We start from the raw sequence: 20,954 nt of genomic DNA, 5'->3' as shown, positions 1-20,954 counted from the left end.
GGTCCGCCGCCCTTCCGGCCCCAGCGCCGGCCCGCCGGCATAGACATGCAGGATGGCCGCGCCACCGGGCATCGGCACGCCCAGCCAGGCACCGGGATAGCCGAAATCCGGACGGGGCACGGCACGCAGACCGATGATGCGCGTGTAGAAGGCGAGGTGGCCGCGAGGTCGTTGGTCTTGACCGCAACATGAAACAGCCCGGCGGTGATCGCCGCATCATCCGCACTCTGCGTCATCGCTCACCCCGCGCCCCACGAGCCGGGACTTGCAACCCCTGTGCCAGCCTCTGCGGCACCAGGACGCGGATTGTGCACAGTAATCTGGCCTTGCCTGACCCAGGGTTAGGCAAAGGTGCGGGTGGCGCCGGCCGGGCGCATCATTGACAGGGCGGCAGGCTGCCGCTTCCCATCAGGCCGCGCCTGCCGCGCAAGAGAGACTGCATGAGCGAGATCCACGCCCTGCTCGACCGCATCGCGCAGGAGGACGGCGCGATCGGCGCCTTCTGGCAGGTGGATGCCGCCGGCGCCCTGGCCACGAGGCCACGCGGCGATGGCCCGCTAAGCGGCCTCGCCATCGGCATCAAGGACAACATCGATGTCGCGGGGCTGCAGACCACCGCCGGCCTCGCCGCCTTCCGCCATGTGGTGGCGACGCAGGATGCACCCTGCGTGCGGGGGCTGCGGGAGGCCGGGCTGGTGATCCTCGGCAAGCTCGCGATGCATGAGGGGGCGCTGGGCGCGACGACCGATACGCCGGGCTTCGGCCGCTGCATGAACCCGCTGCGCATGGGCTTCACCCCCGGCGGATCCTCCGGCGGTGCGGCCGCCGCGGTGGCGGCGGGCTTCGTGAAGCTGGCGGTGGGCACGGACACCATGGGCTCCGTCCGCATCCCGGCCGCCTATTGCGGCGTGGTCGGCTTGAAGCCGACGCGCGGCCTGGTCGGACGCAGCCTGGTGGTGCCGCTGTCGCCCACGCTCGATGCCGTCGGCATGCTGGCCGCCACGCCACGCCTCGCCGGGCTGGGGCTTCAGGCCATGGTGGTGGAGGATCTGGACGATCCCGCCTGGCGCCCCGCCCCGTCTGGCTGGCGCGCGGTGCCAGATGCGCCGCGGCGCCTGGCCGGGCTGCGGATCGGCCTGCCGGAGCCGGTCCTGGCTGCGGCGATGGAGCCCGCCCTCCGCGCCGCCTGGACCGCGGCGGCCGCCCGGCTGCGCGCGGCCGGCGCGATCGTGGAGCCGGTGGCGCTGCCGGCATGGGACCCCGGCGCCGCCCGCCGCGCCGGCCTGCTGCTGCTGGAGGCCGAGGCTGCGGCACTGCACCCGGCGCTGATCGATGACCCGGCCGCCGCCAGCGCCGGCTTCCGCGCCGCCCTCGCCTATGGCCGCGATGCCGGCACCACCCGGCTGGTGCGCGCCCAGTTCCTGCTGCGGCAGGTGGAGGCCGCCGCGCTGCGGTTGCTGGACCGCTACGACCTGCTGCTGATGCCGACGGCGCCGCAGCGGGCCTTCGCCCATGGCACCCCGGCCCCGGTGGATCAGGCGGATTTCACTGCCCTGGCGAATTTCGCCGGCCTGCCGAGCCTCGCTATGCCCTGGCCCGCCGAGGATGGCGGCCTGCCGGCGTCGATTCAGCTTGTCGGCCGCCCGCATGCGGAGGCGCTGCTGGTCGGCGTGGCGGAGGCACTCGGCTGACGCCGGCGCGGTCGTTGCGCGATACTCAACAACGTCGCGCAATGATTCTAGGGTTTCGCTGCAACGCAGCAGGTCGAGTCATCCCGCATGGATCGCTTCTTTGAACTCACGGCGCGCGGTACCACGCCCCGCACGGAAATCCTCGCCGGCCTCGCGACCTACCTCACCATGGTCTACATCGTGGTGGTCAACCCCTCCATCATGGCGGCCGCGGGCATCGACCACGGTGCGGCTTTCGTTGCCACCTGCCTGGCCGCGGCCATCGGCAGCCTGCTGATGGGGCTGCTGGCGAATTACCCCATCGCGCTGGCGCCAGGCATGGGGCTGAACGCCTATTTCGCCTTCGTCGTGGTCGGTGCCATGGGTATTCCCTGGCAGGTGGCGCTGGGCGCGGTCTTCGTCTCCGGCCTGATGTTCTTCGTGGTCTCCGTGCTGCGCATCCGGGAATGGCTGATCAACGGCATCCCGATGTCGCTCAAGCTCGGCATCGGCGCCGGCATCGGCTTCCTGCTTGCGCTGATCGGCCTGCAAGGCATGGGAGTGGTGGTGCCGAGTCCGGCGACCATGGTGGGGCTCGGCCGGCTGACCGCGCCGGCGACGCTGCTGGCCTGCGCCGGTTTCCTGCTGATCGCGGGCCTCGCGGCGCGGCGGATACCCGGTGCGATCGTGCTTGGCATCCTGGCCACGGCCGCGATCGGGCTGCCCTTCGGGCTGACGGAGTTCAAGGGCATCCTGGCCATGCCGCCCTCCCTGGCGCCGACCTTCCTGCAGATGGACATCGCCGGCGCGCTCAGCCTGGGGCTGGTGGTGATCGTCTTCACCTTTTTCCTGCTCGATCTGCTCGATAATACCGGCACGCTGATCGCCACCGCCCATCGCGCCGGGCTGATGAATGCGGATGGCACGGTGCCGCGCCTCGGGCGGGTGCTGGTGGCCGATAGTGGCGGGGCCATGATCGGCGCCGCGCTCGGCACCTCGACCACGGTCAGCTATATCGAGAGCGTGGCGGGCATCCAGGCCGGCGGGCGCACCGGGCTGACGGCGGTGACGGTGGCGGCGCTGTTCCTGCTGACGCTGTTCCTGGCGCCGCTCGCGACATCCATCCCGGCCTTCGCCACGGCGCCGGCGCTGGTTTTCGTCGCCTGCCTGATGGCCAAGGGATTGCAGGATCTGGCGTGGGAGGACACCACCGAATACCTGCCCGCGATCCTGACGGCGCTGGCCATGCCCTTCACCTTCTCCATCGCCACCGGCATCGGCCTGGGCTTCCTCAGCTACGCGCTGGTGAAGACCATGGCCGGCCGCGCCGGGGAGGTGCATGGCGCGGTCTGGCTGCTGGCCGCGCTGTCGGCGGTGAAATTCGCGGTCAGCTAGAACCAGTGGCAACGCCGGCCTTTTCCAGCTCCGCCCGCAGGCCGCCCGTCAGCAGCAGCCAGGCCATCCGGAAATCGCTGCCGAGCGACCAGAGGGGATGGCCGAAGGTGGCCGGGCGGTTGCCCTCGATGAAGAAGTGGGAGGTCCAGGCCGCGCCATAGCCGACCAGGACCGCCACGAGCACCAGCCAGACCGGCCCGGCCACCAGCCCCCAGGCCAGCAGCGCCAGCGCCGCAAAAGTCCCGGCGGCATGGATCGCCCTGGTGCGCGGGTCGGCATGCTGGCGCAGATAGTGTGGCCAGAACTCGGCGTAGCTTTGGAAGCGCGGCGCGGTCATGGCGGCAACCTGTACCAGATCGCAACGCCGGGGGCGCTTCACGTCTCGGTTTGGGCTTCCCCTGCCGCGCTCGCCCGGCCACCCTGCGCGCAATGAAACTCCCCGCCGCCCTGACGCCGCTGCGTCATCCCGCCTTCCGGCTGCTCTGGCTTGCGAATCTGTGCAGCAACACCGGCATGTGGATGCAGAACACCGGGGCGGGGTGGCTGATGACCTCGCTCGCCCCCTCCCCGCTCATGGTCAGCCTGGTGCAGGTGGCGAGCCTGTTGCCGGTGTTCCTGCTGGCGCTGCCGGCCGGCGCGCTGGCGGATATCGTCGATCGGCGGCGCTACCTGATTCTCGCCCAGGCCTGGATCGCCGCCTCCGGCGCGCTGCTGGCCGTGCTCGCCTGGACCGACAGTCTCGGCGCCTGGGGGCTGGTGGGGCTGACCTTCTGCATCGGCATCGGCACCGCCATGAACTCCCCCGCCTGGGCGGCGACAACGCCGGAGACGGTGCCGCGGCAGGATCTGACCGGTGCCATCGTGCTGAACGGCATCGGCTTCAACCTGTCCCGCACCGTCGGGCCGGCGATCGGCGGCTTCACCGTGGCGGCGGCCGGCGCGGAGGCGACCTTCGCGCTGAATGCCCTGTCCTTCCTGGCCGTCATCGTCGCCCTGCTGTTCTGGAAGCGGGAGGCGCCGCGCGCGACGCTGCCGAAGGAGCATTTCCTGTCCGCCATCCGCGCCGGGCTGGGCTACACCCGCGCCAGCCCGGTGCTGCGCGGGGTGATGCTGCGCGGCTTCGTGTTCTTCCTGTTCGCCGCGGCGCTGTGGGGCCTGTTGCCGCTGCTTGTGCGCCAGCAATTGGGCCTCGGCCCCCAATGGTTCGGCATCATGCTGGCGGCGATGGGCGTGGGCGCGGTGGGCGCCGGCCTGCTGCTGCCTTCGCTGCGCGGGCGGCTGGACCGCAGCGGCACGGTAACGCTGGCGGCCGTCATCACCGGCACGGCGCTGGTGCTGCTGGGCCAGGCGCAGCATTGGGCGGTGGCGCTGCTGGCCATGCTGCTCTACGGCATCGGCTGGCTGGCCGGCGCTTCCACCTTGCAGGCCTGCGCGCAGCTTTCCGTGCCGGGCTGGGTGCGCGCCCGGGCGATCGGCATCTACCAGCTCGTCACCTTCGGCGGCCTCACTCTCGGCGCGGGATTCGGCGGCTATGGCGGGGAGGCGCTGGGCATCGGCACGGCGCTCGGCCTTTCCGGCGTGCTCTGCGCGGTCGGCGGGCTGCTGGTGCGGCGCTACGCCATCGAGCCACCGGCGGCGGAGACCGCTGCCGAGACGGGCGTGGAGGCCGGCACCCAGATGCCGGACGCGCCGAGGCCTGCCGTCCCGAAGCCGGAACCCGCCGCCCCGTCGCTGGCGCGTTTGCTGAACGATGAAAGCGGCCGGGTGCTGGAGGTGGTGCGCTACGAGATCGCGCCCCAGGATCGCGCCGCCTTCCTCACCGCCATGGCCGCCTGCCGCCAGGTGCGGTTGCGCAGCGGCGCGCAGGGCTGGCGGCTGTACGAGGATGTCGCCCACCCCGAACGCTGGGTCGAATTGTGGTTGATGGATAGCTGGACCGAACATCTGCGGGAGGAAGGCCGGATGACGGAATGGGACCGCAGCGTGCTGGCCCGCGCGGCCGCCCTGCATGCGGGCCCCGCAGGGCCGGAAGCTTCGCGCTACCTGAATGTCATGCCAGGATTGCTGTCCTGAGGGATGCAACGCAGCCGTGCCTCGCTACGTTATGGGGCGACGCAACAGCAATGGAGACACCTGATGGCCAAGTCTGCCGCCAAAAGCCGCAATGACCTGCAGGACAACGCGAAGACCACCTCGATCGCAGTGCTTCAGGCTTGCCTGACCGACAGCATCGACCTCTACAACACGACCCGCCAGGCGCATTGGAACGTGAAGGGCCCGAACTTCCACGGCCTGCACACGATGTTCGAGACTTTCTACGACACGCTGGCCGTCGATATCGATGAGCTGGCGGAGCGCCTGGTGCAGCTCGGCGGCACCGCGGTCGGCGCCAGCCAGGATGTCGCCGCCAAGACCCGCCTCACGCCCTACCCGGTCGAGATCAAGCAGGGGTCCGAGCATGTGGCGGCGCTGGCCGACCGTTACGCGGCCCTGGCCAAATCCGTGCGCGAGGGCATTGATGAGACCGACGAGGCCGGCGATGCCGACACCGCCGATATTTTGACCGGCGTTTCCAAGAACCTCGACAAGGCGCTGTGGATGCTGGAGGCCTCCGCCACCGGCGACCGCTGAGCACCAACGCACTGCACAACCTGGCGCCCTTCGCGCTTCGGTTGGGCAGTTCGGTTGTGTGGGGCGCTTCCGGCCGCTATCTTCCGGCCGGAATTTGAGAACACAGCATGAACGACCTGTTCAAGGCCAGCCGCGCCCCCAAGCCGTCGGCAAAGGCTGCTCCCGCCGTGGCGCCCATGCCGGCCGCCTCCGACTATTCGGCCAAGGATATCGAGGTCCTGGAGGGGCTGGAGCCGGTGCGCCGGCGGCCCGGCATGTATATCGGCGGCACCGACGAGAACGCGCTGCACCATCTGGCCGCCGAAATCCTGGACAATGCGATGGATGAGGCGGTGGCCGGCCACGCCGACCGCATCGAGATGACGCTGGAGGCCGATAACTGGCTGACGGTGCGCGACAACGGGCGGGGCATCCCGGTGGATCCGCATCCGCGCTTCCCCAAGCTCTCGGCGCTGGAGGTGATCTTCACCACGCTGCATTCAGGCGGCAAATTCTCCGGCAAGGCCTATGAGACCTCCGGCGGCCTGCACGGCGTGGGCTCATCTGTCGTCAATGCGCTGGCGGAGCGGCTCGAGGTGGAGGTGGCGCGCGACCGCACCCTGTTCGCCCACGCCTTCGAGCGTGGCAACCCGGTGCAGAAGCTGAAGACCGTGGGCCCGGTGCAGAACCGCCGCGGCACGCAAATCCGCTTCAAGCCGGACCCGCAGATCTTCGCGAAACAGGCCTTCCTCCCGGCCCGGCTGCACCGTCTCTGCCGGTCCAAGGCCTATCTGTTCCGCGGCGTCGAGATCCGCTGGGCCTGCGATCCGTCCCTGGTCGCGGGCACGGAAACCCCGGCGCAGGCGGTGCTGCACTTCCCGGGCGGCCTGTCCGACTTCCTCGCCACCTCGATCGAGGGGCGGAGCCCGGTCGTCTCCAGCCCCTGGGCGGGCGAGGCGAGCTTTCCCGAAGGTGCGGGCCGGGTGGAATGGGCGGTAACCTGGCTGGAACACGGCGATGGCTTCCTCTCCACCTATGCCAACACCATCCCGACGCCGCAGGGCGGCACGCATGAGGCCGGGTTGCGCGCGGCGCTGGTGAAGGGGCTGCGGGCCTATGGCGAGCTGAAGAAGGAACGCCGCGCCGCCAGTGTGACGGCGGAGGATCTGCTCGGCGGCCTGGCCGGCATGCTCTCCGTCTTCGTGCGGGAGCCGCAATTCCAGGGCCAGACCAAGGACCGGCTGACCAGCCCGGACGCCGCGCGGCTGGTGGAAGCGGCGCTGCGCGACAATTTCGACCATTGGCTGGCGGGCGACCCCGGCCGCGCGGACAACCTCCTGGCCTGGTGCATCGAGCGCGCCGAGGACCGCATCCGCCGTCGCGAACAGAAGGAAACGCCGCGCAAATCCGCCACCCGCAAGCTTCGCCTGCCCGGCAAGCTGGCCGATTGCTCGCGCGAAGGCGTGGATGGCACCGAGCTGTTCCTGGTGGAGGGCGATTCGGCCGGCGGCTCCGCCAAGCAGGCGCGGGACCGCGAAACCCAGGCGGTGCTGCCGTTGCGCGGCAAGATCCTGAACGTCGCCAGCGCCAGCGCCGACAAGCTGCGGCAGAACCAGGAATTGCGCGACCTGATCGAGGCGCTGGGCTGCGGCGCCGGGGACCGGTTCGACCTTGGCCGGCTGCGCTACGGCCGCATCGTCATCATGACGGACGCCGATGTGGATGGCGCGCATATCGCCGCCCTGCTGATGACTTTCTTCTACCGCGAATTGCCGGAACTGGTGCGCCAGGGCCGCCTGTTCCTGGCCCAGCCGCCGCTGTTCCGGCTGCAGGCGCAGGGCAAGACCATCTATGCCCGCGACGATGCGGACCGGGAGCGGCTGCTGAAAAAAGAATTCAAGGCCAATCAGAAAGTCGATGTCAGCCGCTTCAAGGGGCTTGGGGAGATGCCGCCGGCCTCGCTGAAGGAGACGACGATGGACCCGAAGCGGCGCACGCTGCTCCGAGTCGTGCTGGCCGCTGATGACCGAAAATTCACGGAAGACCGGATCGAGGAGCTGATGGGGCGGCGACCGGAACTGCGCTTCCGCTTCATCCAGGAAAATGCGGCGAAGGTGGACCAGGATGCGGTGGACGCCTGAAGCCCAGCCTTGTGGGTCTCAGTGACCGTTTCAAGACGCCGGCGGGTCGGTCCCGCGCGGCGAGAAATGGGCTGACCCGGCCGCCAGCTAGCCTCGCGCAGACTGCGCGATGCCGACAACAAAGGGGCGCAGATCGACCGGGCGCACCTGGCGCACCGGCGTCGTGACCTGCACCTTCAGGAAGCGCCCCGCCGCCTCGCCGACGCAGAGCAGGGTTCGCACCTCGGCGCGGCCATAGGTGCCGCGCATGTCGATACATTGCAGCGGCGCCTGATTCGGCACGGCGAGCACGGAACGCTCGCCCTCCGTGATCGCCTGGCTCGTGCGCCGATCTGCCATCGCCAGCACGTCCTGCAGCGCCAGGGCGAATTCCCGCTGGATGGCAGCGGAGGTGATGTCCGATGGCACCCGGGGCTCCCCCCGATCGTACAGGCTGACAGTCGAGACGGCGCTGCGGGCGGGGCCGGCATAATCCACCGCGACGCCGTAGCCCGGCCGCTCACGCTCATGCCACAGGGTATCGCCGCGGGTGAAATCGGCGATGCTTTGCGGCAGCCGGCTGGCCGCCTGCTCCAGGCTCGGCCGGTCGCCCGGCCGGCCCCCGGTCGAAGGCCCCGCGCCATCCGGCCCTTCGGCACAGCCCGCGACCAGACCGGCCAGCAGGGCGCCCAGAACCGGAAATGCGCGGCGCCTCATCCGCGGCTCCGGCGCGCCACGTGGCGGGTAAGGTCCACCATCAGGGTAGCGACCACGGCGATAACGGCCACATGCAGCATCGTTGCCAAGACCCAAAGGCCGACCGGGAAGACACCGGGAAGTGCCATCCAGCCCAGCGGCAGGAAAAGGTAGCCATAGGCCTGCGGCACATTCTCGGCAACCTGGGACGTTCCCTCGACGATCATGTTGAGGGCAACATACAGGATGACCAGCAGGCCGACCCAGGCGATCCAGCGATGCTTGTCGAGCACGCGGGCGATCAGCGTCGCGGCCACGCCCATCAGCACGACGGAGAAGGCGAGGCCGATCACCATGATGTAGGGATGATCCTTGGCCGCGCCGGCCACCGCCAGCACGTTATCCAGGCTCATGGAGACGTCGGCGACCAGGATCTGGATGATCGCCTGCTTCATCGTCTTGCGTGGCGGGCCGGACGTGCCGTCGGCCTGCAGCGCCTCGGCGCCATCGGCATCATGCGCGCCACCGTGGCGCAGCTCCCGGTACATCTTCCAGCAAACCCACAGCAGCAGGACGCCGCCGGCCAGTACGATGCCGACGATGGAAAGCAACTGGACGGTGATGGAAGCAAAGGCGATGCGCATGACAGTCGCCGCGATGATGCCCCAGAAAATCGCCTTGCGACGCTGATCCGCAGGAAGTCCCGCCGCCGCCATGCCGACGACAATAGCGTTGTCGCCCGCAAGGACGATGTCGATGAATAGAACCTGCCCGAGAGCGACGAGCTCTGGACCATATGAAGAAAAATCCATGTTTAGTGCGTCCATCCCGCGTGCGGCGGCGCTAATGCCATGCCGATTGGGAGACTTGTCAACTGCCTACTTGGCAAGCCATGAAACAAGCCAACAAACACGCACGGAACTTGGCCGATGGTCCCCCGCTACAGCCGGCCCGAGATGGTTGCCATCTGGTCGCCAGAGACCCGTTTCCGCATCTGGTTCGAGATCGAGGCCCTGGCAGCGGAGGCCATGGCCGAGCTCGGCACCATCCCCGCCGAAGCCGCGCTGGCCATCCGCCGCGGCGGCGCGGCGAAGGTCGCCGACATTACCGCCGCCGATCTGGAGCGGATCGACGCCATCGAGCGGGAGACGCGACACGACGTAATCGCCTTCCTCACCTGGCTCGGTGAGGGAATCGGGCCGGAGGCGCGTTTCGTCCACCAGGGCATGACCAGCAGCGATGTGCTCGACACCTGCCTCGCCGTGCAGATGACCCGCGCGGCGGATCTGCTGATCGCGGATGTGGATGCGCTGCTGGAGGCGCTGCGCGCGCGGGCGGAGGAATTCCGCCACACGCCCACCATCGGCCGGTCACACGGCATTCATGCCGAGCCCACCACCTTCGGCCTGAAGCTGCTTGGCCATCTGGCCGAGTTCCAGCGGCACCGGGCCCGGCTGGTCGCGGCCCGGGCAGAGGTCGCCACCTGCGCCATCAGCGGCCCGGTCGGCACCTTCGCCAGCGTCGATCCGCGCGTCGAGGCGCATGTGGCGGCGAAGCTGGGCCTGGCGGTGGAGCCGGTATCCACACAGGTGATCCCGCGCGACCGCCACGCCGCCTTCTTCTGCGCCCTGGCCGTGGTGGCGAGCGGCGTGGAACGGCTGGCGACCGAGGTACGCCATCTGCAACGCAGCGAAGTGCGGGAGGCGGAGGAGTTCTTCCACGCCGGCCAGAAGGGCAGCAGCGCCATGCCGCACAAGCGCAACCCGGTGCTGAGCGAGAACCTGACCGGCCTGGCGCGCCTGGTGCGCGGCTATGCCATGCCGGCGCTGGAGAATGTGACGCTCTGGCATGAGCGCGACATCAGCCACTCCAGCGTGGAACGGGTGATCGGCCCGGATGCGACCATCACGCTGGATTTCGCGCTGATGCGCCTGACCGGGATGATGGCGAAGCTCACCGTGTATCCGGAGCGGATGGCGGAAAACCTCGCCAGCCTCGGCGGTGTCGTGCACAGCCAGAAGGTGCTGCTGGCGCTGACCCAGGCCGGGCTGAGCCGCGAGGCCGCCTATGCCGCCGTGCAGCGCGCGGCCATGGCCACCTGGCGGGCACTTGGCCAGCCGGGCGCGAAGGATTTCCGCAGCAACCTGCTGGCGGATCCGGAGGTCGCCGGCTGCATGGACGCCGCGGCGCTGGAGGCCGCGATGGACCCCCGCCGCGACTTCGTTCATGTCGACACGACCTTCGCCCGGGTGCTGGGCGAGGCAGCGCGGTAACGCCCCTGTCATCGTGTTGGCGGCACTTTGCCCAGGTGCCGCCACAAGCCGTGCCTAGATAGGAGGGACGAAAGGGAGGTCGCATCATGTTTTTCCGCGCCTTGCTCGTTCCACTGGCTCTCGGCGCAGCCTTCCTGCTGACCGCCGGGACTTCACCCGCCGCGGCGGAGACTGTCGTGCTGGCCAGGTCGGACGCGCTGGTTCTTGTCGACGGCCGCCACCGTGGCCGAGGCTACGACCGTCGTCACTGGCGCGGCCCACCGCCGCGCCACTATGCGCCGCGACCGCGCCACTACGGGCCGCCGCCTGTCTACTACGCGCCGCCGCCGGTCTATTACGCTCCGCCACCGCGCTACTACCGGCCGCCACCGCCGCGCTACTACAGCGCACCGCCACCGGGCGTGGGGCTGTATTTCCGCTTCTGAGGATCACACCGACCATTGTGCACGGTGATCATCCTGCGGCGGCCGGGCCACGCCTGGCCGCTGCTTCTGGCAGCGAACCGCGACGAGAAGGTGGATCGCCCCTGGCTGCCTCCGGCGGCGCACTGGGCTGACCAGCCCCTGGTCATCGGAGGGCTGGATACGTTGGCCGGCGGCACCTGGCTCGCGCTGGGCCGGGGTGTCGTGGCCGCCATTCTCAACCGGCCCGGAAGCCTTGGGCCCGCCGCGGGCAAAGCCTCGCGTGGCGCCCTGCCGATCCGCGCCGCGGCGGCGCGCAGCGCATCTGAGGCTGCGCTGGCGCTGGCGGCGCTGGATGCCGAGGCGTGGCGGCCCTTCAACCTGGTGATCGCCGATGCCCGCGCGGCCTTCTTCCTGCGCGGAACCGGGGCCGGAAGGCCGGATCTGATCGAGATCGGCACCGGCCTGACCATGGTCACGGCGCATGACCCCAATGACATGGCTAGCCCGCGCATCCGCCGCCACCTGCCGCGCTTCAGCGCCGCGCCGCCGCCTGACCCGGCCCGGGGGGACTGGGCGGCATGGGAGACCCTGCTGGCGGATGCGGAGCATGGCGAGGCCGGCATTGCGGAGGCGCTGCGAATCCCTCCACTGCAGGGTTTTGGCACCGTTAGTGCGAGCCTGATGGCGCTGGGCCCTGCCGGCGAACGATGCTGGCGCTTCTGCCCGGCGGCCCCTGGCACCGCGCCCTTTCGCGACCTCGCCCTGCCCGGCATCTGACCCAGGCGCAATACGGACCTTCCGCCCCGGCGTGGCGGTTCCCGCCCTGCCCTGCTATAGCACGCCCAGATACCGGGCCGCCGCGGCCTGTCGTCCCGCGCGCCCGCTTCCTGGGTGCGCGGCAGTCGGGGAGTTCAGCACCATGGCGCGCCGCCGTCAGCTCTACGAGGGCAAGGCCAAGATCCTGTTCGAGGGCCCGGAACCGGGCACCCTGGTGCAGTATTTCAAGGACGACGCCACCGCCTTCAACGCGCAGAAGAAGGGCACGATCACCGGCAAGGGCGTGCTCAACAACCGCATCAGCGAATACCTGATGATGAAGCTGGCCGAGATCGGAATCCCGACCCACTTCATCCGCCGGCTGAACATGCGTGAGCAGTTGATCCGCGAAGTCGAGATCATCCCGCTGGAAGTCGTCATCCGCAACGTTGCCGCCGGCAGCCTGGCTACGCGCCTCGGAATTCAGGAAGGCACGCGGCTGCCGCGCTCGATCCTGGAATATTATTACAAGAACGATGGGCTCGGCGACCCGATGGTGTCGGAGGAGCACATTACCTGCTTCGGCTGGGCCGCGACCCAGGATCTGGACGACATGGTCGCCCTGGCGCTGCGGGTGAATGACTTCCTGACCGGGCTGTTCCTCGGCGTCGGCATTACCCTGGTCGATTTCAAGCTGGAATTCGGCCGGCTGTATGAGAATGACGAGATGCGGATCGTCCTGGCCGATGAGATCAGCCCGGATAATTGCCGCCTCTGGGATGTCCATACCGGCGAGAAGATGGACAAGGACCGCTTCCGCCGCGACCTCGGCAAGGTCGAGGAAGGCTACCAGGAAGTGGCCAAGCGCCTCGGCATCCTGCCCGAAGCCGGCGTGCGGGACATGAAGGGCCCGGAGACGGTGCAATGAAGGCGCGCGTGACCATCATGCCGAAGGCCGGCGTGCTCGACCCGCAGGGCAAGGCGATCGGCCATGCCCTCGGCTCGCTCGGCTTTGCCGGCGTGGGCGAAGTGCGCGCCGGCAAGGTGATCGAGCTGGAATTGAATGAGGCCGATCCGGCCAAGGCGCAGGCCGTCGCCGAAGACATGGCGCGCCGCCTGCTGGCCAATACCGTGATTGAATCCTTCAAGGTCGAGTTGACCTAGCCAGTCATGGTGAAGGTCTCGCTCCTCGTCATGGTGGCGCTCACGGTCCTCATTGCGATGGGCCTGCGCTGGCGTGAGCAGCGAATGCCGGCGGTGGCGCAGCAGAAGCGGCTGGGCCTCATGGCGCGCGGCAAGAAGGGTCTGGACCGCTGGGTGACGGCGGCGGCACTGGCCACGGTGGTGACGCTCGGCATCGCGGGCGGTCTGCACTGGCTGCGGGTCTGGCTGGATTAGCCCTGCGGCATCTGGACCTGGCCATTCCGGCCGGGCGGCTCCTACCTTGGTGACAGCATGAAATCCGCGATCATCGTTTTCCCGGGCACCAACCGCGAGCGTGACATGGCGATCGCCCTGGAACGCGCCAGCGGCCGGAAGCCCGCCATGGTATTCCACCTGCAGGATACGCTGCCGGCCGGGACCGACCTGGTGGTGCTGCCGGGCGGCTTCAGCCATGGCGACTACCTGCGCTGCGGTGCCATGGCCGCGCAATCGCCCATCATGCGCGCAATACGGGAATTCGCTGCCTCCGGCGGGCTGCTGCTTGGCGTCTGCAACGGCTTCCAGATCCTGACCGAGGCCGGGCTACTGCCGGGGGCCCTGCTGCGCAATGCGACGCTGCGCTTCCTGTCCATGGATTGCCACATGCGGGTGGAACGCGCCGATACGCCCTTCACGCGTCACTGGCAGAAGGGCGCCGTGTTCCGCGCGCCCATGGCGCATGGCGACGGCAACTACTTCTGCGATGACGAAACGCTGGCCCGGCTGAATGGCGAAGGGCTGGTCGCTTTCCGCTACGCGACGCCGGAGGGCGCCATAACCGCCGAGGCCAACCGCAACGGCGCCCGCGACAACATCGCCGGCATCCTCTCCCCCACCCTTCGCATCTGCGGCCTGATGCCGCACCCCGAGGATCTGGTGGACCCGTTGATGGGCGGCGAGGACGGGCTGCCCCTGTTCACCAGCCTGTTCGACCAGTTCACCGCCGCCTGATCTGGGCCTCGCCCAACCCGGAGCCATCGCCGAAATGCAGCTTCTGCCCGCCGAACGCGCCGCCCAGCTTTCCGCCGAATTCGGCCTGAAGGCGGATGAATATGCGCGCGTCCTGACCATCCTGGGCCGCAGCCCCTCGCTGACCGAGCTGGGCATCTTCTCGGTCATGTGGTCGGAGCATTGCTCCTACAAATCCTCCCGCCACTGGCTGAAGATGCTGCCGACCAAGGCGCCCTGGGTGATCCATGGGCCGGGCGAGAATGCGGGCGTCATCGATATCGGCGACGGGCTGGCCGCCATCTTCAAGATGGAAAGCCACAACCACCCGAGCTTCATCGAACCCTACCAGGGCGCTGCCACCGGCGTCGGCGGCATCCTGCGGGACGTCTTCACCATGGGGGCGCGGCCGATCGCGAACCTGAACGCGCTGCGCTTCGGAATGCCGGATGCGCCGAAGATGAAGCGCGTGATCGATGGCGTGGTGCGCGGCATCGGTGGCTACGGCAATTGCGTCGGCGTGCCGACGGTGGGCGGGGAGGTGAATTTCCACCCGGCCTATAATGGCAACCCGCTGGTCAATGCGATGACCGTTGGTATCGCGCCACGGGACCGCATTTTTCTCAGTGCCGCGGCGGGGCTTGGCAATCCCGTTGTCTATGTCGGCTCGAAGACCGGCCGCGACGGCATCCATGGCGCCACCATGGCCTCCACCGAATTTTCGGCCGACTCCGAGGAAAAGCGCCCCACCGTCCAGATCGGCGACCCCTTCACCGAGAAGTTGCTGATCGAGGCCTGCCTCGAACTGATGGCGACCGACATGATCGTCGCCATCCAGGATATGGGCGCCGCCGGCCTGACCAGCTCCTCGGTCGAGATGGCGGGCAAGGGCGATGTCGGCATCGAGCTGGTGATGGACAACGTGCCCCAGCGCGAGGAGGGCATGACCGCCTATGAGATGATGCTCTCCGAATCCCAGGAGCGCATGCTGATGATCCTGAAGCCGGGCCGGGAGGCCGAGGCGCAGGCCATCTTCCACAAATGGGAACTGGATTTCGCGGTGATCGGCCATCTGACCGACACCGGCCGCATCGTCATCCGCCACAAGGGAGAGATCGAGGCCGATATCCCCCTCGCGCCCCTCGAATCCGAGGCGCCGCTATACCAGCGCCCGACCGTCGAGACGCCGAAGCAGAAGGTGCTGGCGGCCGCCGACATCGCCGACCCGATGGGGCCACTGCCGGCGCTGGAGAAGCTGGTCGGCAGCCTGGACCTGTGCTCCCGCCGCTGGATCTGGGACCAGTATGACAGCACCGTGGGCGGCCAGACGGTGAAGCGCCCGGGCGGCGCGGATGCGGCAGTGGTCAAGCTGGAGGGGCTGAACCGCGCACTGGCCATGACCACGGATTGCACGCCCCGCTACTGTCAGGCGGACCCCGAGGCGGGTGGCGCGCAGGCGGTGGCGGAGGCTTGGCGCAACCTGACCGCGGTCGGCGCCCTTCCCCTGGCCATTACCGACAACATGAATTTCGGCAACCCGGAAAAGCCCGAGATCATGGGCCAGTTCGCCGCCGCCGTGCGCGGCATGGCCGCGGCCTGCCGGGCGCTGGATTTCCCGGTCGTGAGCGGCAATGTCTCGCTCTACAACGAAACCCAGGGCCGCGGCATCCTGCCCACCCCCGCCATCGGCGGCGTCGGTGTGCTGGAGGATGCTCGCCAAGCGATCGGCCTGGCGCTGGCGCCCGACCTTGACCTTGTGCTGGTGGGCGCGACGGAGGGCTGGCTGGGCCAGTCCCTCTGGCTGCGTGAGATTGCAGGGCGGGAGGAGGGCGCACCGCCGCCGGTCGATCTCGCCGCCGAACGCCGCAATGGCGATTTCGTCCGCACCCAGATCCTGGCCGGCACCGTGGCGGCCTGCCACGACCTGGCCGATGGCGGGCTGCTGGTGGCGCTGGCCGAGATGGCGATGGGTGGCAACACGGGCGTGACCCTGTCGGCCGCGCCCGCTGGCACCGCCGCGCATGGCTGGTGGTTCGGCGAGGACCAGGCCCGCTACCTTCTGGCGGTGCAGGACGGCGCGGTGCTGCTGGCAGCCGCGCAGGCGGCCGGCGTGCCGGCGATGAAGATCGGCCGAAGCGGTGGCGGGGACTTGGTGTTGGCCGATGGCTCCTCCATATCGGTCGCGAGGCTGGTGGCCGCGCATGAGGCAACCTTGCCGGCGCTGATGAACAGGGAAGCTGCCTGATGGCGATGGATTCGGCGGAAATCGAGGCCCTGATCAAGGCCGCCCTGCCCGATGCCGTGGTGACGATCGAGGATCTGGCGGGCGATGGCGATCACTACGCCGCCACCGTCGTCTCCTCCGCCTTCAAGGGTATCAGCCGTGTGAAGCAGCATCAGATCGTCTATGCCGCGCTGCAGGGCCGGATGGGCGGTGCGCTGCACGCGCTCGCGCTGCAGACCTCCGCCCCGGACTGACGAACCCGAGTGACGAACCTTCTCGACCAGGGACCGACCGCCATGAGCAACCCCGTCTTCGACCAGATCCAGTCCGAGATCGCCGCCAACCCGGTGGTGCTCTACATGAAGGGCACGCCCGTCTTCCCGCAATGCGGCTTCTCCGCCCGGGTGGTGCAGATTCTTTCGCATGTCGGCGTACCCTTCAAGGGCGTGAATATCCTGGAAGACCAGGAACTGCGCGAGGGCATCAAGGCCTTCGCCAATTGGCCGACCATTCCGCAGCTTTATGTGAAGGGCGAATTCGTCGGCGGTTGCGACATCGTGACGGAAATGTTCCAGTCCGGCGAATTGCAGACGCTGCTCGAGGCCAATGGCGTGATGCCCAAGGCAACGGCCTGACCATACCCGCCTGAGCGGCCATGGTGGCAGCTCAGGCCCCCGGGGCGGCAATGCAAGACGAGGCTCGGATCGGCGAGGCCCTGACCCATGGGCCGCCGTGCTTTGCCTTCCTGACCAAGCCCTGTTTGATGGCCTCATCCGTCCCGCTACCGCTGGCGCAAATGGTGGCTGATCTGCAACGAGCCAAGGCCGCCCTCCGCTTTTGCGACATGGCACCGATCGGCGTGGGCTTGCGCGAGGCTGTGCGCAGAGCCTCGGTCTGGCCGACACATGACGCCGGTGCTTCGCGCGGGTCTTTCGGCCACATCCGCGCCGGATCCCGCCCAGAAACCGGACAGGCCCAAGCCGGCCGCAGACGCGCCACAAGGCGGCGGAGCTGCCGCAATCAAAGCTTGGGCTCGTAAATCGTCAGGGTCATGGCCTGTGGCGTGCGGCGGACCACTTGGCGGTCCGTCGAATATCAGCCCCCCAACTGGCGACATCACGACCGTGATATACTGAATTCGTTCGATACTCCAAAGATTTTTTCTTAGAAGAAGTACACCGCCAAGATCAGACTGATGGATTTTCAGGGAATTTAAATATTAATTCGTCAAATAACAGTATAGATTTTTGTAATACTTCCCGCATTTCCCTGGACGCAATATTTTTCTGTTTTATTCAAATCGACCTGACGTGAGGGATTTTCCCCTTTCGGAGACGATATGTCTTGCAGCCGGGTCCCGCACCGTGCGAAATCTAATATCGAAACGATGATCTGAGTTCCGGGCCGCTAAAACGAATGGCCCGGAAGAAGGGTTGAGCCATGCACGATGGCAGCATTGTTGACGTGTCTCCCAATGATGCCCGCGGTTATGCATCTTGCCCGCAGGAAACCCCGTCCCGATCGGATTTGGGCGGCGGCGCATGACGGCGTCCGTCCGTAAGGTCGCGCCCTCACACGACCCGCCCCCCTCGCCGGCTGAGGCGCTGTCTCCAAACCCGATCACGCATCCCTTTTCCCTGAAAGCCGCGTCGGTGTTCAGGCCTCGGCTTAAGTGGTTGCTGACCGCCCTGATCCTCGCCGTTCTACTGCCGCTGCTTGGCTTTGGCACCTTCGCAACCATCCGCGCCGTCGAAGGCCAACGGGCGATCGCCGAGGATCGCCTGAGCGATACCGCACGTGCCCTGGCGCTCGCCGCGCAGCGTGAATTCGAGACGACGGCGGTCGCGCTGCAGTCTTTCGCCACCTCCCCGATCTTCCGCTCCGCTCCAACGCTCGGCGACCCGGCAGACGTCCTCAGCCAGGCCGCGGTCATAGCCGGGCTGATCGGCGTGACCGTCAATATCCTCCGGCCGGATGGCGTGATCGAGATCACGACCGCGAGGCAGCCGCTTTCGCTACAACGACAATACAACTGTCACGATCCCGTCGCCCAGTTCACCACAACCGGGGAGGCGAGTATCGGCAGCCTCCTTCACAGCGCTTCGACCAATCGCTGGGTCATACCCGTTGACGTACCGATCCGGGACACGGATGGCGGCGTTGTCCTGATCCTCGGCGGACTGGTCGACACCGAAAGGCTGCGCAGTCTGCTCGCGGCGTGGGATCTGAACTTATCGACCTTTGCCGCGCTCACCGATGCATGCCATGTCGTCGTTGCGCGTTCGGACGCGGCACACAACGATCTGATCGGTCGCCCGGTCCCGCCCGACAACAGGCGCCAGTCCGAGGGCAGGATTGCCGGGCTCTATCGTGCAGTGACGCTGGATGGCACTGAGCGCGTGGTCGGCTTCCACGCCATTCCAGCGCTGCCGGGGTGGCAAGTCGTCGTCGCACAGGATGCCGCCATTTTCGACGCGGCATGGCGCGAACCACTCACGACGCTGCTTCTGGGCGCTGCTCTTGCCCTGGCCCTGAGTACGGCGCTTGCCTCCGTCGCGGCAGGTGCGATCCTCCAACCGGCGCGACGCCTCGCCATGCAGGCCCATAGCCTGGCCTCCGGGCCTGCGCGGCAGCCTCTCCAAATGTCCGAGCCTTCATGGATTGCCGAGTTCGCGGATCTTGAGACCGGATTGCGCGAAGCGGTCGTGACGGCGGATGCACGCCGGCGCGCCGAGGCAGAGGCGGCACAACTGGCCCTCAGCCTGACCGAGCGCACGCGCGCTCTCGCCGATGCGGGCGCCACCTTGCAGGCTGAAACAGCGCGGCGCCGCGCCGCACAGGCTCAACTCACCCAGTTGCAGAAGCTTGAGGCTCTCGGCCAGATGACGGGGAGCGTGGTGCACGACTTCACCAATGTGCTCGCTGCGATCACCGCCTGCTTCAGGTTGATCGAGCGACGCGCTGGCCCGAACGCCCCCGTGCAGGAGATCGTGCGCCAAGGCGACCGGGCCGCGCTGCGGGCGGCGGCGCTGGTCCGGCAACTCCTGGCCTTCGCCCGGCATGAGGGCATTCGCCCGGAGGTGGTCGACCTTGGCGCCCTGTTGCCAGAAGCGGCCGAGATGATCCGCCACACGGTCGGCCGGCGCCTGACCGTTTCGGTGGATGCGCCGCCCGAGATCTGGCCGGTGCTGACGGACCCACAACAACTCGAGGTCGCGCTATTGAACCTGGCGGTCAACGCAAGGGACGCGATGCCCCATGGTGGTGTGCTGCGCGTCTCCGCGCGCAACCTCCAGCTCGCGGAGCGAACCGCGGAGCTTCGCCCTGGTGACTACGTCGTGGTCACGGTCCGCGACGACGGGGCCGGCATGTCGCCCGAGGTGCTCGCGCGCGCGCAGGAGCCATTTTTCACCACCAAGGCGCGCGGCGAAGGAACCGGGCTGGGATTGCCGATGGTGCAGCGCTTCGCCGAGCAATCGCACGGCGCGCTGAGGATTGAGAGCAACCCGGGCCAGGGCACGGAAGTGCAGATCACGCTGCCAAGGGCAGCCTACATCGACCTGTCCGTTCCGCGACCTTCACGTGCAGCCAAGGACGAACGCAGCCTGAATCCGCTTGCACACGGCGGCGCCAGTATCCTCCTGGTGGAGGAGGACGAAATGGTACGCCTGCTGACGGCAGCCTTTCTTCGAGACCTGGGCTACACGGTCCTTGAGGCTCCGAGCGCCGAGGCCGCCGAGGCGCTGGCGCTGACCATGCCGAGCCTCGATCTGCTGATCGCCAGTATTGATCTGCCCGGCGCCGACGGCGCAACACTGGCTGCACGCATGCTGACCGATCGGCCGGAGCTGCGGATCATTTTCGTAGGTGGTTCCACCCCGGGCCCCGCGCTCAGAGGTGAGATCGTGCTGCGCAGGCCTGTTGCCGGCACGGATCTGGCGGCGGCCGTGCTTGCGGCGCTGGACGGCAACAAGGCGCATCGCCCCACTCCCGGCGCTCGCCTGCTGAAGCGGCTGCGCACGCCTGTCCTGCGTGCGGCGTATCTCGCCTGGAACGCGGCCCGCCTGCCAGGCGAACGATTGCCGCGCCTCGAAAGGTTCAACCTGGCGCCGCTCGATCTGCAGGATCATGGCTTCCTCATCGCGGTGCGGGCGGGAGCCGCGGATGAACTGACGTTCCACCCTCTCACCTTCGGGGCAGCGCTCAGGGCGCGCCTGGGACAGGACCTGGTTGAAACGGGATCATCGGGGGAGGACGCTGTGGGCACCATGGTCGGCGCCTACCGCCGCTGCGCGCGCACCGGGGCGCCGGTGTACGAGTCGGCACGTTTCGACCTCGGCGACGCAGCGCCGGAACGTTTCGAGCGTCTCGTTTTGCCATTGTCCGAGGATGGCGCCACTGTCAGCCAGGCGGTCGGCGTCGTGCTCTTCGGGGACAATTCCGCCTGGCGAGCCGCGGGGGCTGCAACTGCAACCGACCGAGAGGAGAAGCGGAGCGATGGGACCCGCGCAGATGGACCTTGACGCTCCCGATCTGGTCGCGGCCATCGAGGCGCTGGGTCGTGTCCCGGGTGGTGGTGTAGGAGGACCGAAGCCCGGGGCGCGTAGCGAAGCCCCTGGCTGAGCGAAGCGGAGCGCCCTGGGCGGCCACCGCGG

General features: G+C 68.3%; 19 protein-coding genes. 16 read left to right on the top strand and 3 right to left on the bottom strand.

What is annotated here, in order from left to right; genetic code table 11:
• Positions 1-440: 440 nt before the first annotated feature.
• Complete coding sequence (locus Q8S40_RS15710) at positions 441-1,691, top strand: amidase (RefSeq protein ID WP_305671127.1); 1,251 nt, start codon at positions 441-443, stop codon at positions 1,689-1,691.
• A gap of 87 nt (positions 1,692-1,778) precedes the next feature.
• On the top strand, positions 1,779-3,065 hold the full coding sequence (locus Q8S40_RS15705) for an NCS2 family permease (protein WP_304807384.1): 1,287 nt from the start codon (positions 1,779-1,781) through the stop codon (positions 3,063-3,065).
• Here the strand turns inward: Q8S40_RS15705 and Q8S40_RS15700 are convergent.
• Positions 3,058-3,402: a DUF962 domain-containing protein gene (locus Q8S40_RS15700; RefSeq protein WP_305671126.1), complete on the bottom strand. Its 345-nt coding sequence runs from the start codon at positions 3,400-3,402 to the stop codon at positions 3,058-3,060. The two genes, Q8S40_RS15705 and Q8S40_RS15700, sit on opposite strands and share 8 nt — an antisense overlap.
• A 92-nt stretch (positions 3,403-3,494) precedes the next feature.
• Between Q8S40_RS15700 and Q8S40_RS15695 the strand changes: the two genes are divergently transcribed.
• The 3 genes from Q8S40_RS15695 (at position 3,495) to parE (ending at position 7,816) form a co-directional block, all read left to right on the top strand.
• Entirely contained in the window at positions 3,495-5,138 is a 1,644-nt protein-coding gene (locus Q8S40_RS15695; RefSeq protein WP_305671125.1) for an MFS transporter, read from the top strand.
• 63 nt (positions 5,139-5,201) lie between these two features.
• Positions 5,202-5,696, top strand: coding sequence for a DNA starvation/stationary phase protection protein Dps (gene dps, locus Q8S40_RS15690; protein WP_305671124.1), 495 nt, complete (start codon positions 5,202-5,204; stop codon positions 5,694-5,696).
• 107 nt (positions 5,697-5,803) lie between these two features.
• Entirely contained in the window at positions 5,804-7,816 is a 2,013-nt protein-coding gene (gene parE, locus Q8S40_RS15685) for a DNA topoisomerase IV subunit B (protein ID WP_371136844.1), read from the top strand.
• A gap of 87 nt (positions 7,817-7,903) precedes the next feature.
• On the opposite strand, the gene Q8S40_RS15680 is transcribed toward parE, so the two are convergent.
• Complete coding sequence (locus tag Q8S40_RS15680) at positions 7,904-8,512, bottom strand: hypothetical protein (RefSeq protein ID WP_305671123.1); 609 nt, start codon at positions 8,510-8,512, stop codon at positions 7,904-7,906.
• A complete protein-coding gene (locus tag Q8S40_RS15675; protein WP_371136843.1) occupies positions 8,509-9,303 on the bottom strand; it encodes a TerC family protein in 795 nt (264 codons plus the stop codon). Before Q8S40_RS15675 ends, Q8S40_RS15680 begins: the two co-directional genes overlap by 4 nt.
• A gap of 117 nt (positions 9,304-9,420) precedes the next feature.
• Between Q8S40_RS15675 and purB the strand changes: the two genes are divergently transcribed.
• The 11 genes from purB (at position 9,421) to Q8S40_RS15620 (ending at position 20,822) form a co-directional block, all read left to right on the top strand.
• Complete coding sequence (purB, locus tag Q8S40_RS15670; RefSeq protein WP_305671122.1) at positions 9,421-10,764, top strand: adenylosuccinate lyase; 1,344 nt, start codon at positions 9,421-9,423, stop codon at positions 10,762-10,764.
• A gap of 86 nt (positions 10,765-10,850) precedes the next feature.
• Positions 10,851-11,189 carry a hypothetical protein gene (locus tag Q8S40_RS15665; RefSeq protein ID WP_305671121.1) on the top strand — a complete coding sequence of 113 codons (339 nt, stop codon included), beginning with the start codon at positions 10,851-10,853 and terminating at the stop codon, positions 11,187-11,189.
• A gap of 24 nt (positions 11,190-11,213) precedes the next feature.
• On the top strand, positions 11,214-11,945 hold the full coding sequence (locus Q8S40_RS15660; RefSeq protein WP_305671120.1) for an NRDE family protein: 732 nt from the start codon (positions 11,214-11,216) through the stop codon (positions 11,943-11,945).
• 142 nt (positions 11,946-12,087) lie between these two features.
• Positions 12,088-12,852 (top strand): phosphoribosylaminoimidazolesuccinocarboxamide synthase, encoded by a 765-nt coding sequence (gene purC / locus Q8S40_RS15655; protein WP_304807375.1) that lies wholly within the window; start codon positions 12,088-12,090, stop codon positions 12,850-12,852.
• Positions 12,849-13,088, top strand: a complete 240-nt coding sequence (gene purS / locus Q8S40_RS15650; protein WP_304807374.1) for a phosphoribosylformylglycinamidine synthase subunit PurS — start codon at positions 12,849-12,851, stop codon at positions 13,086-13,088. The genes purC and purS overlap by 4 nt, the downstream gene beginning before the upstream one ends.
• A 6-nt stretch (positions 13,089-13,094) precedes the next feature.
• Complete coding sequence (locus tag Q8S40_RS15645) at positions 13,095-13,322, top strand: hypothetical protein (protein WP_305671119.1); 228 nt, start codon at positions 13,095-13,097, stop codon at positions 13,320-13,322.
• A gap of 57 nt (positions 13,323-13,379) precedes the next feature.
• Positions 13,380-14,078 carry a phosphoribosylformylglycinamidine synthase subunit PurQ gene (purQ, locus tag Q8S40_RS15640; protein WP_305671118.1) on the top strand — a complete coding sequence of 233 codons (699 nt, stop codon included), beginning with the start codon at positions 13,380-13,382 and terminating at the stop codon, positions 14,076-14,078.
• A 34-nt stretch (positions 14,079-14,112) separates the two neighbouring features.
• Positions 14,113-16,320, top strand: coding sequence for a phosphoribosylformylglycinamidine synthase subunit PurL (gene purL / locus Q8S40_RS15635; RefSeq protein ID WP_305671117.1), 2,208 nt, complete (start codon positions 14,113-14,115; stop codon positions 16,318-16,320).
• Positions 16,320-16,553, top strand: a complete 234-nt coding sequence (locus Q8S40_RS15630) for a BolA family protein (protein WP_304807369.1) — start codon at positions 16,320-16,322, stop codon at positions 16,551-16,553. Before purL ends, Q8S40_RS15630 begins: the two co-directional genes overlap by 1 nt.
• A 42-nt stretch (positions 16,554-16,595) precedes the next feature.
• On the top strand, positions 16,596-16,934 hold the full coding sequence (grxD, locus tag Q8S40_RS15625; RefSeq protein ID WP_304807367.1) for a Grx4 family monothiol glutaredoxin: 339 nt from the start codon (positions 16,596-16,598) through the stop codon (positions 16,932-16,934).
• A gap of 1,041 nt (positions 16,935-17,975) precedes the next feature.
• On the top strand, positions 17,976-20,822 hold the full coding sequence (locus Q8S40_RS15620; RefSeq protein ID WP_305671116.1) for an ATP-binding protein: 2,847 nt from the start codon (positions 17,976-17,978) through the stop codon (positions 20,820-20,822).
• Positions 20,823-20,954 lie beyond the last annotated feature (132 nt).

The sequence above is a fragment of the Falsiroseomonas sp. genome (genome assembly GCF_030695085.1).
Lineage (GTDB): Bacteria > Pseudomonadota > Alphaproteobacteria > Acetobacterales > Acetobacteraceae > Falsiroseomonas.
The sequence above is the reverse complement of the archived record's forward strand: the minus strand, read 5'-3'. Positions and strand labels throughout refer to the sequence as shown.

What these genes read in the sequence shown, in the direction of transcription:
- Q8S40_RS15645 (WP_305671119.1), top strand. Translation starts at nt 13,095, where the DNA reads ATGGTGAAGGTCTCGCTCCTCGTCATGGTGGCGCTCACGGTCCTCATT.
- Q8S40_RS15680 (WP_305671123.1), bottom strand. Translation starts at nt 8,512, where the DNA reads ATGAGGCGCCGCGCATTTCCGGTTCTGGGCGCCCTGCTGGCCGGTCTG.
- Q8S40_RS15710 (WP_305671127.1), top strand. Translation starts at nt 441, where the DNA reads ATGAGCGAGATCCACGCCCTGCTCGACCGCATCGCGCAGGAGGACGGC.
- Q8S40_RS15665 (WP_305671121.1), top strand. Translation starts at nt 10,851, where the DNA reads ATGTTTTTCCGCGCCTTGCTCGTTCCACTGGCTCTCGGCGCAGCCTTC.
- purB (WP_305671122.1), top strand. Translation starts at nt 9,421, where the DNA reads ATGGTCCCCCGCTACAGCCGGCCCGAGATGGTTGCCATCTGGTCGCCA.
- Q8S40_RS15675 (WP_371136843.1), bottom strand. Translation starts at nt 9,303, where the DNA reads ATGGATTTTTCTTCATATGGTCCAGAGCTCGTCGCTCTCGGGCAGGTT.
- Q8S40_RS15630 (WP_304807369.1), top strand. Translation starts at nt 16,320, where the DNA reads ATGGCGATGGATTCGGCGGAAATCGAGGCCCTGATCAAGGCCGCCCTG.
- dps (WP_305671124.1), top strand. Translation starts at nt 5,202, where the DNA reads ATGGCCAAGTCTGCCGCCAAAAGCCGCAATGACCTGCAGGACAACGCG.
- purL (WP_305671117.1), top strand. Translation starts at nt 14,113, where the DNA reads ATGCAGCTTCTGCCCGCCGAACGCGCCGCCCAGCTTTCCGCCGAATTC.
- Q8S40_RS15695 (WP_305671125.1), top strand. Translation starts at nt 3,495, where the DNA reads ATGAAACTCCCCGCCGCCCTGACGCCGCTGCGTCATCCCGCCTTCCGG.
- parE (WP_371136844.1), top strand. Translation starts at nt 5,804, where the DNA reads ATGAACGACCTGTTCAAGGCCAGCCGCGCCCCCAAGCCGTCGGCAAAG.
- grxD (WP_304807367.1), top strand. Translation starts at nt 16,596, where the DNA reads ATGAGCAACCCCGTCTTCGACCAGATCCAGTCCGAGATCGCCGCCAAC.
- Q8S40_RS15705 (WP_304807384.1), top strand. Translation starts at nt 1,779, where the DNA reads ATGGATCGCTTCTTTGAACTCACGGCGCGCGGTACCACGCCCCGCACG.
- Q8S40_RS15700 (WP_305671126.1), bottom strand. Translation starts at nt 3,402, where the DNA reads ATGACCGCGCCGCGCTTCCAAAGCTACGCCGAGTTCTGGCCACACTAT.
- purQ (WP_305671118.1), top strand. Translation starts at nt 13,380, where the DNA reads ATGAAATCCGCGATCATCGTTTTCCCGGGCACCAACCGCGAGCGTGAC.
- purC (WP_304807375.1), top strand. Translation starts at nt 12,088, where the DNA reads ATGGCGCGCCGCCGTCAGCTCTACGAGGGCAAGGCCAAGATCCTGTTC.
- purS (WP_304807374.1), top strand. Translation starts at nt 12,849, where the DNA reads ATGAAGGCGCGCGTGACCATCATGCCGAAGGCCGGCGTGCTCGACCCG.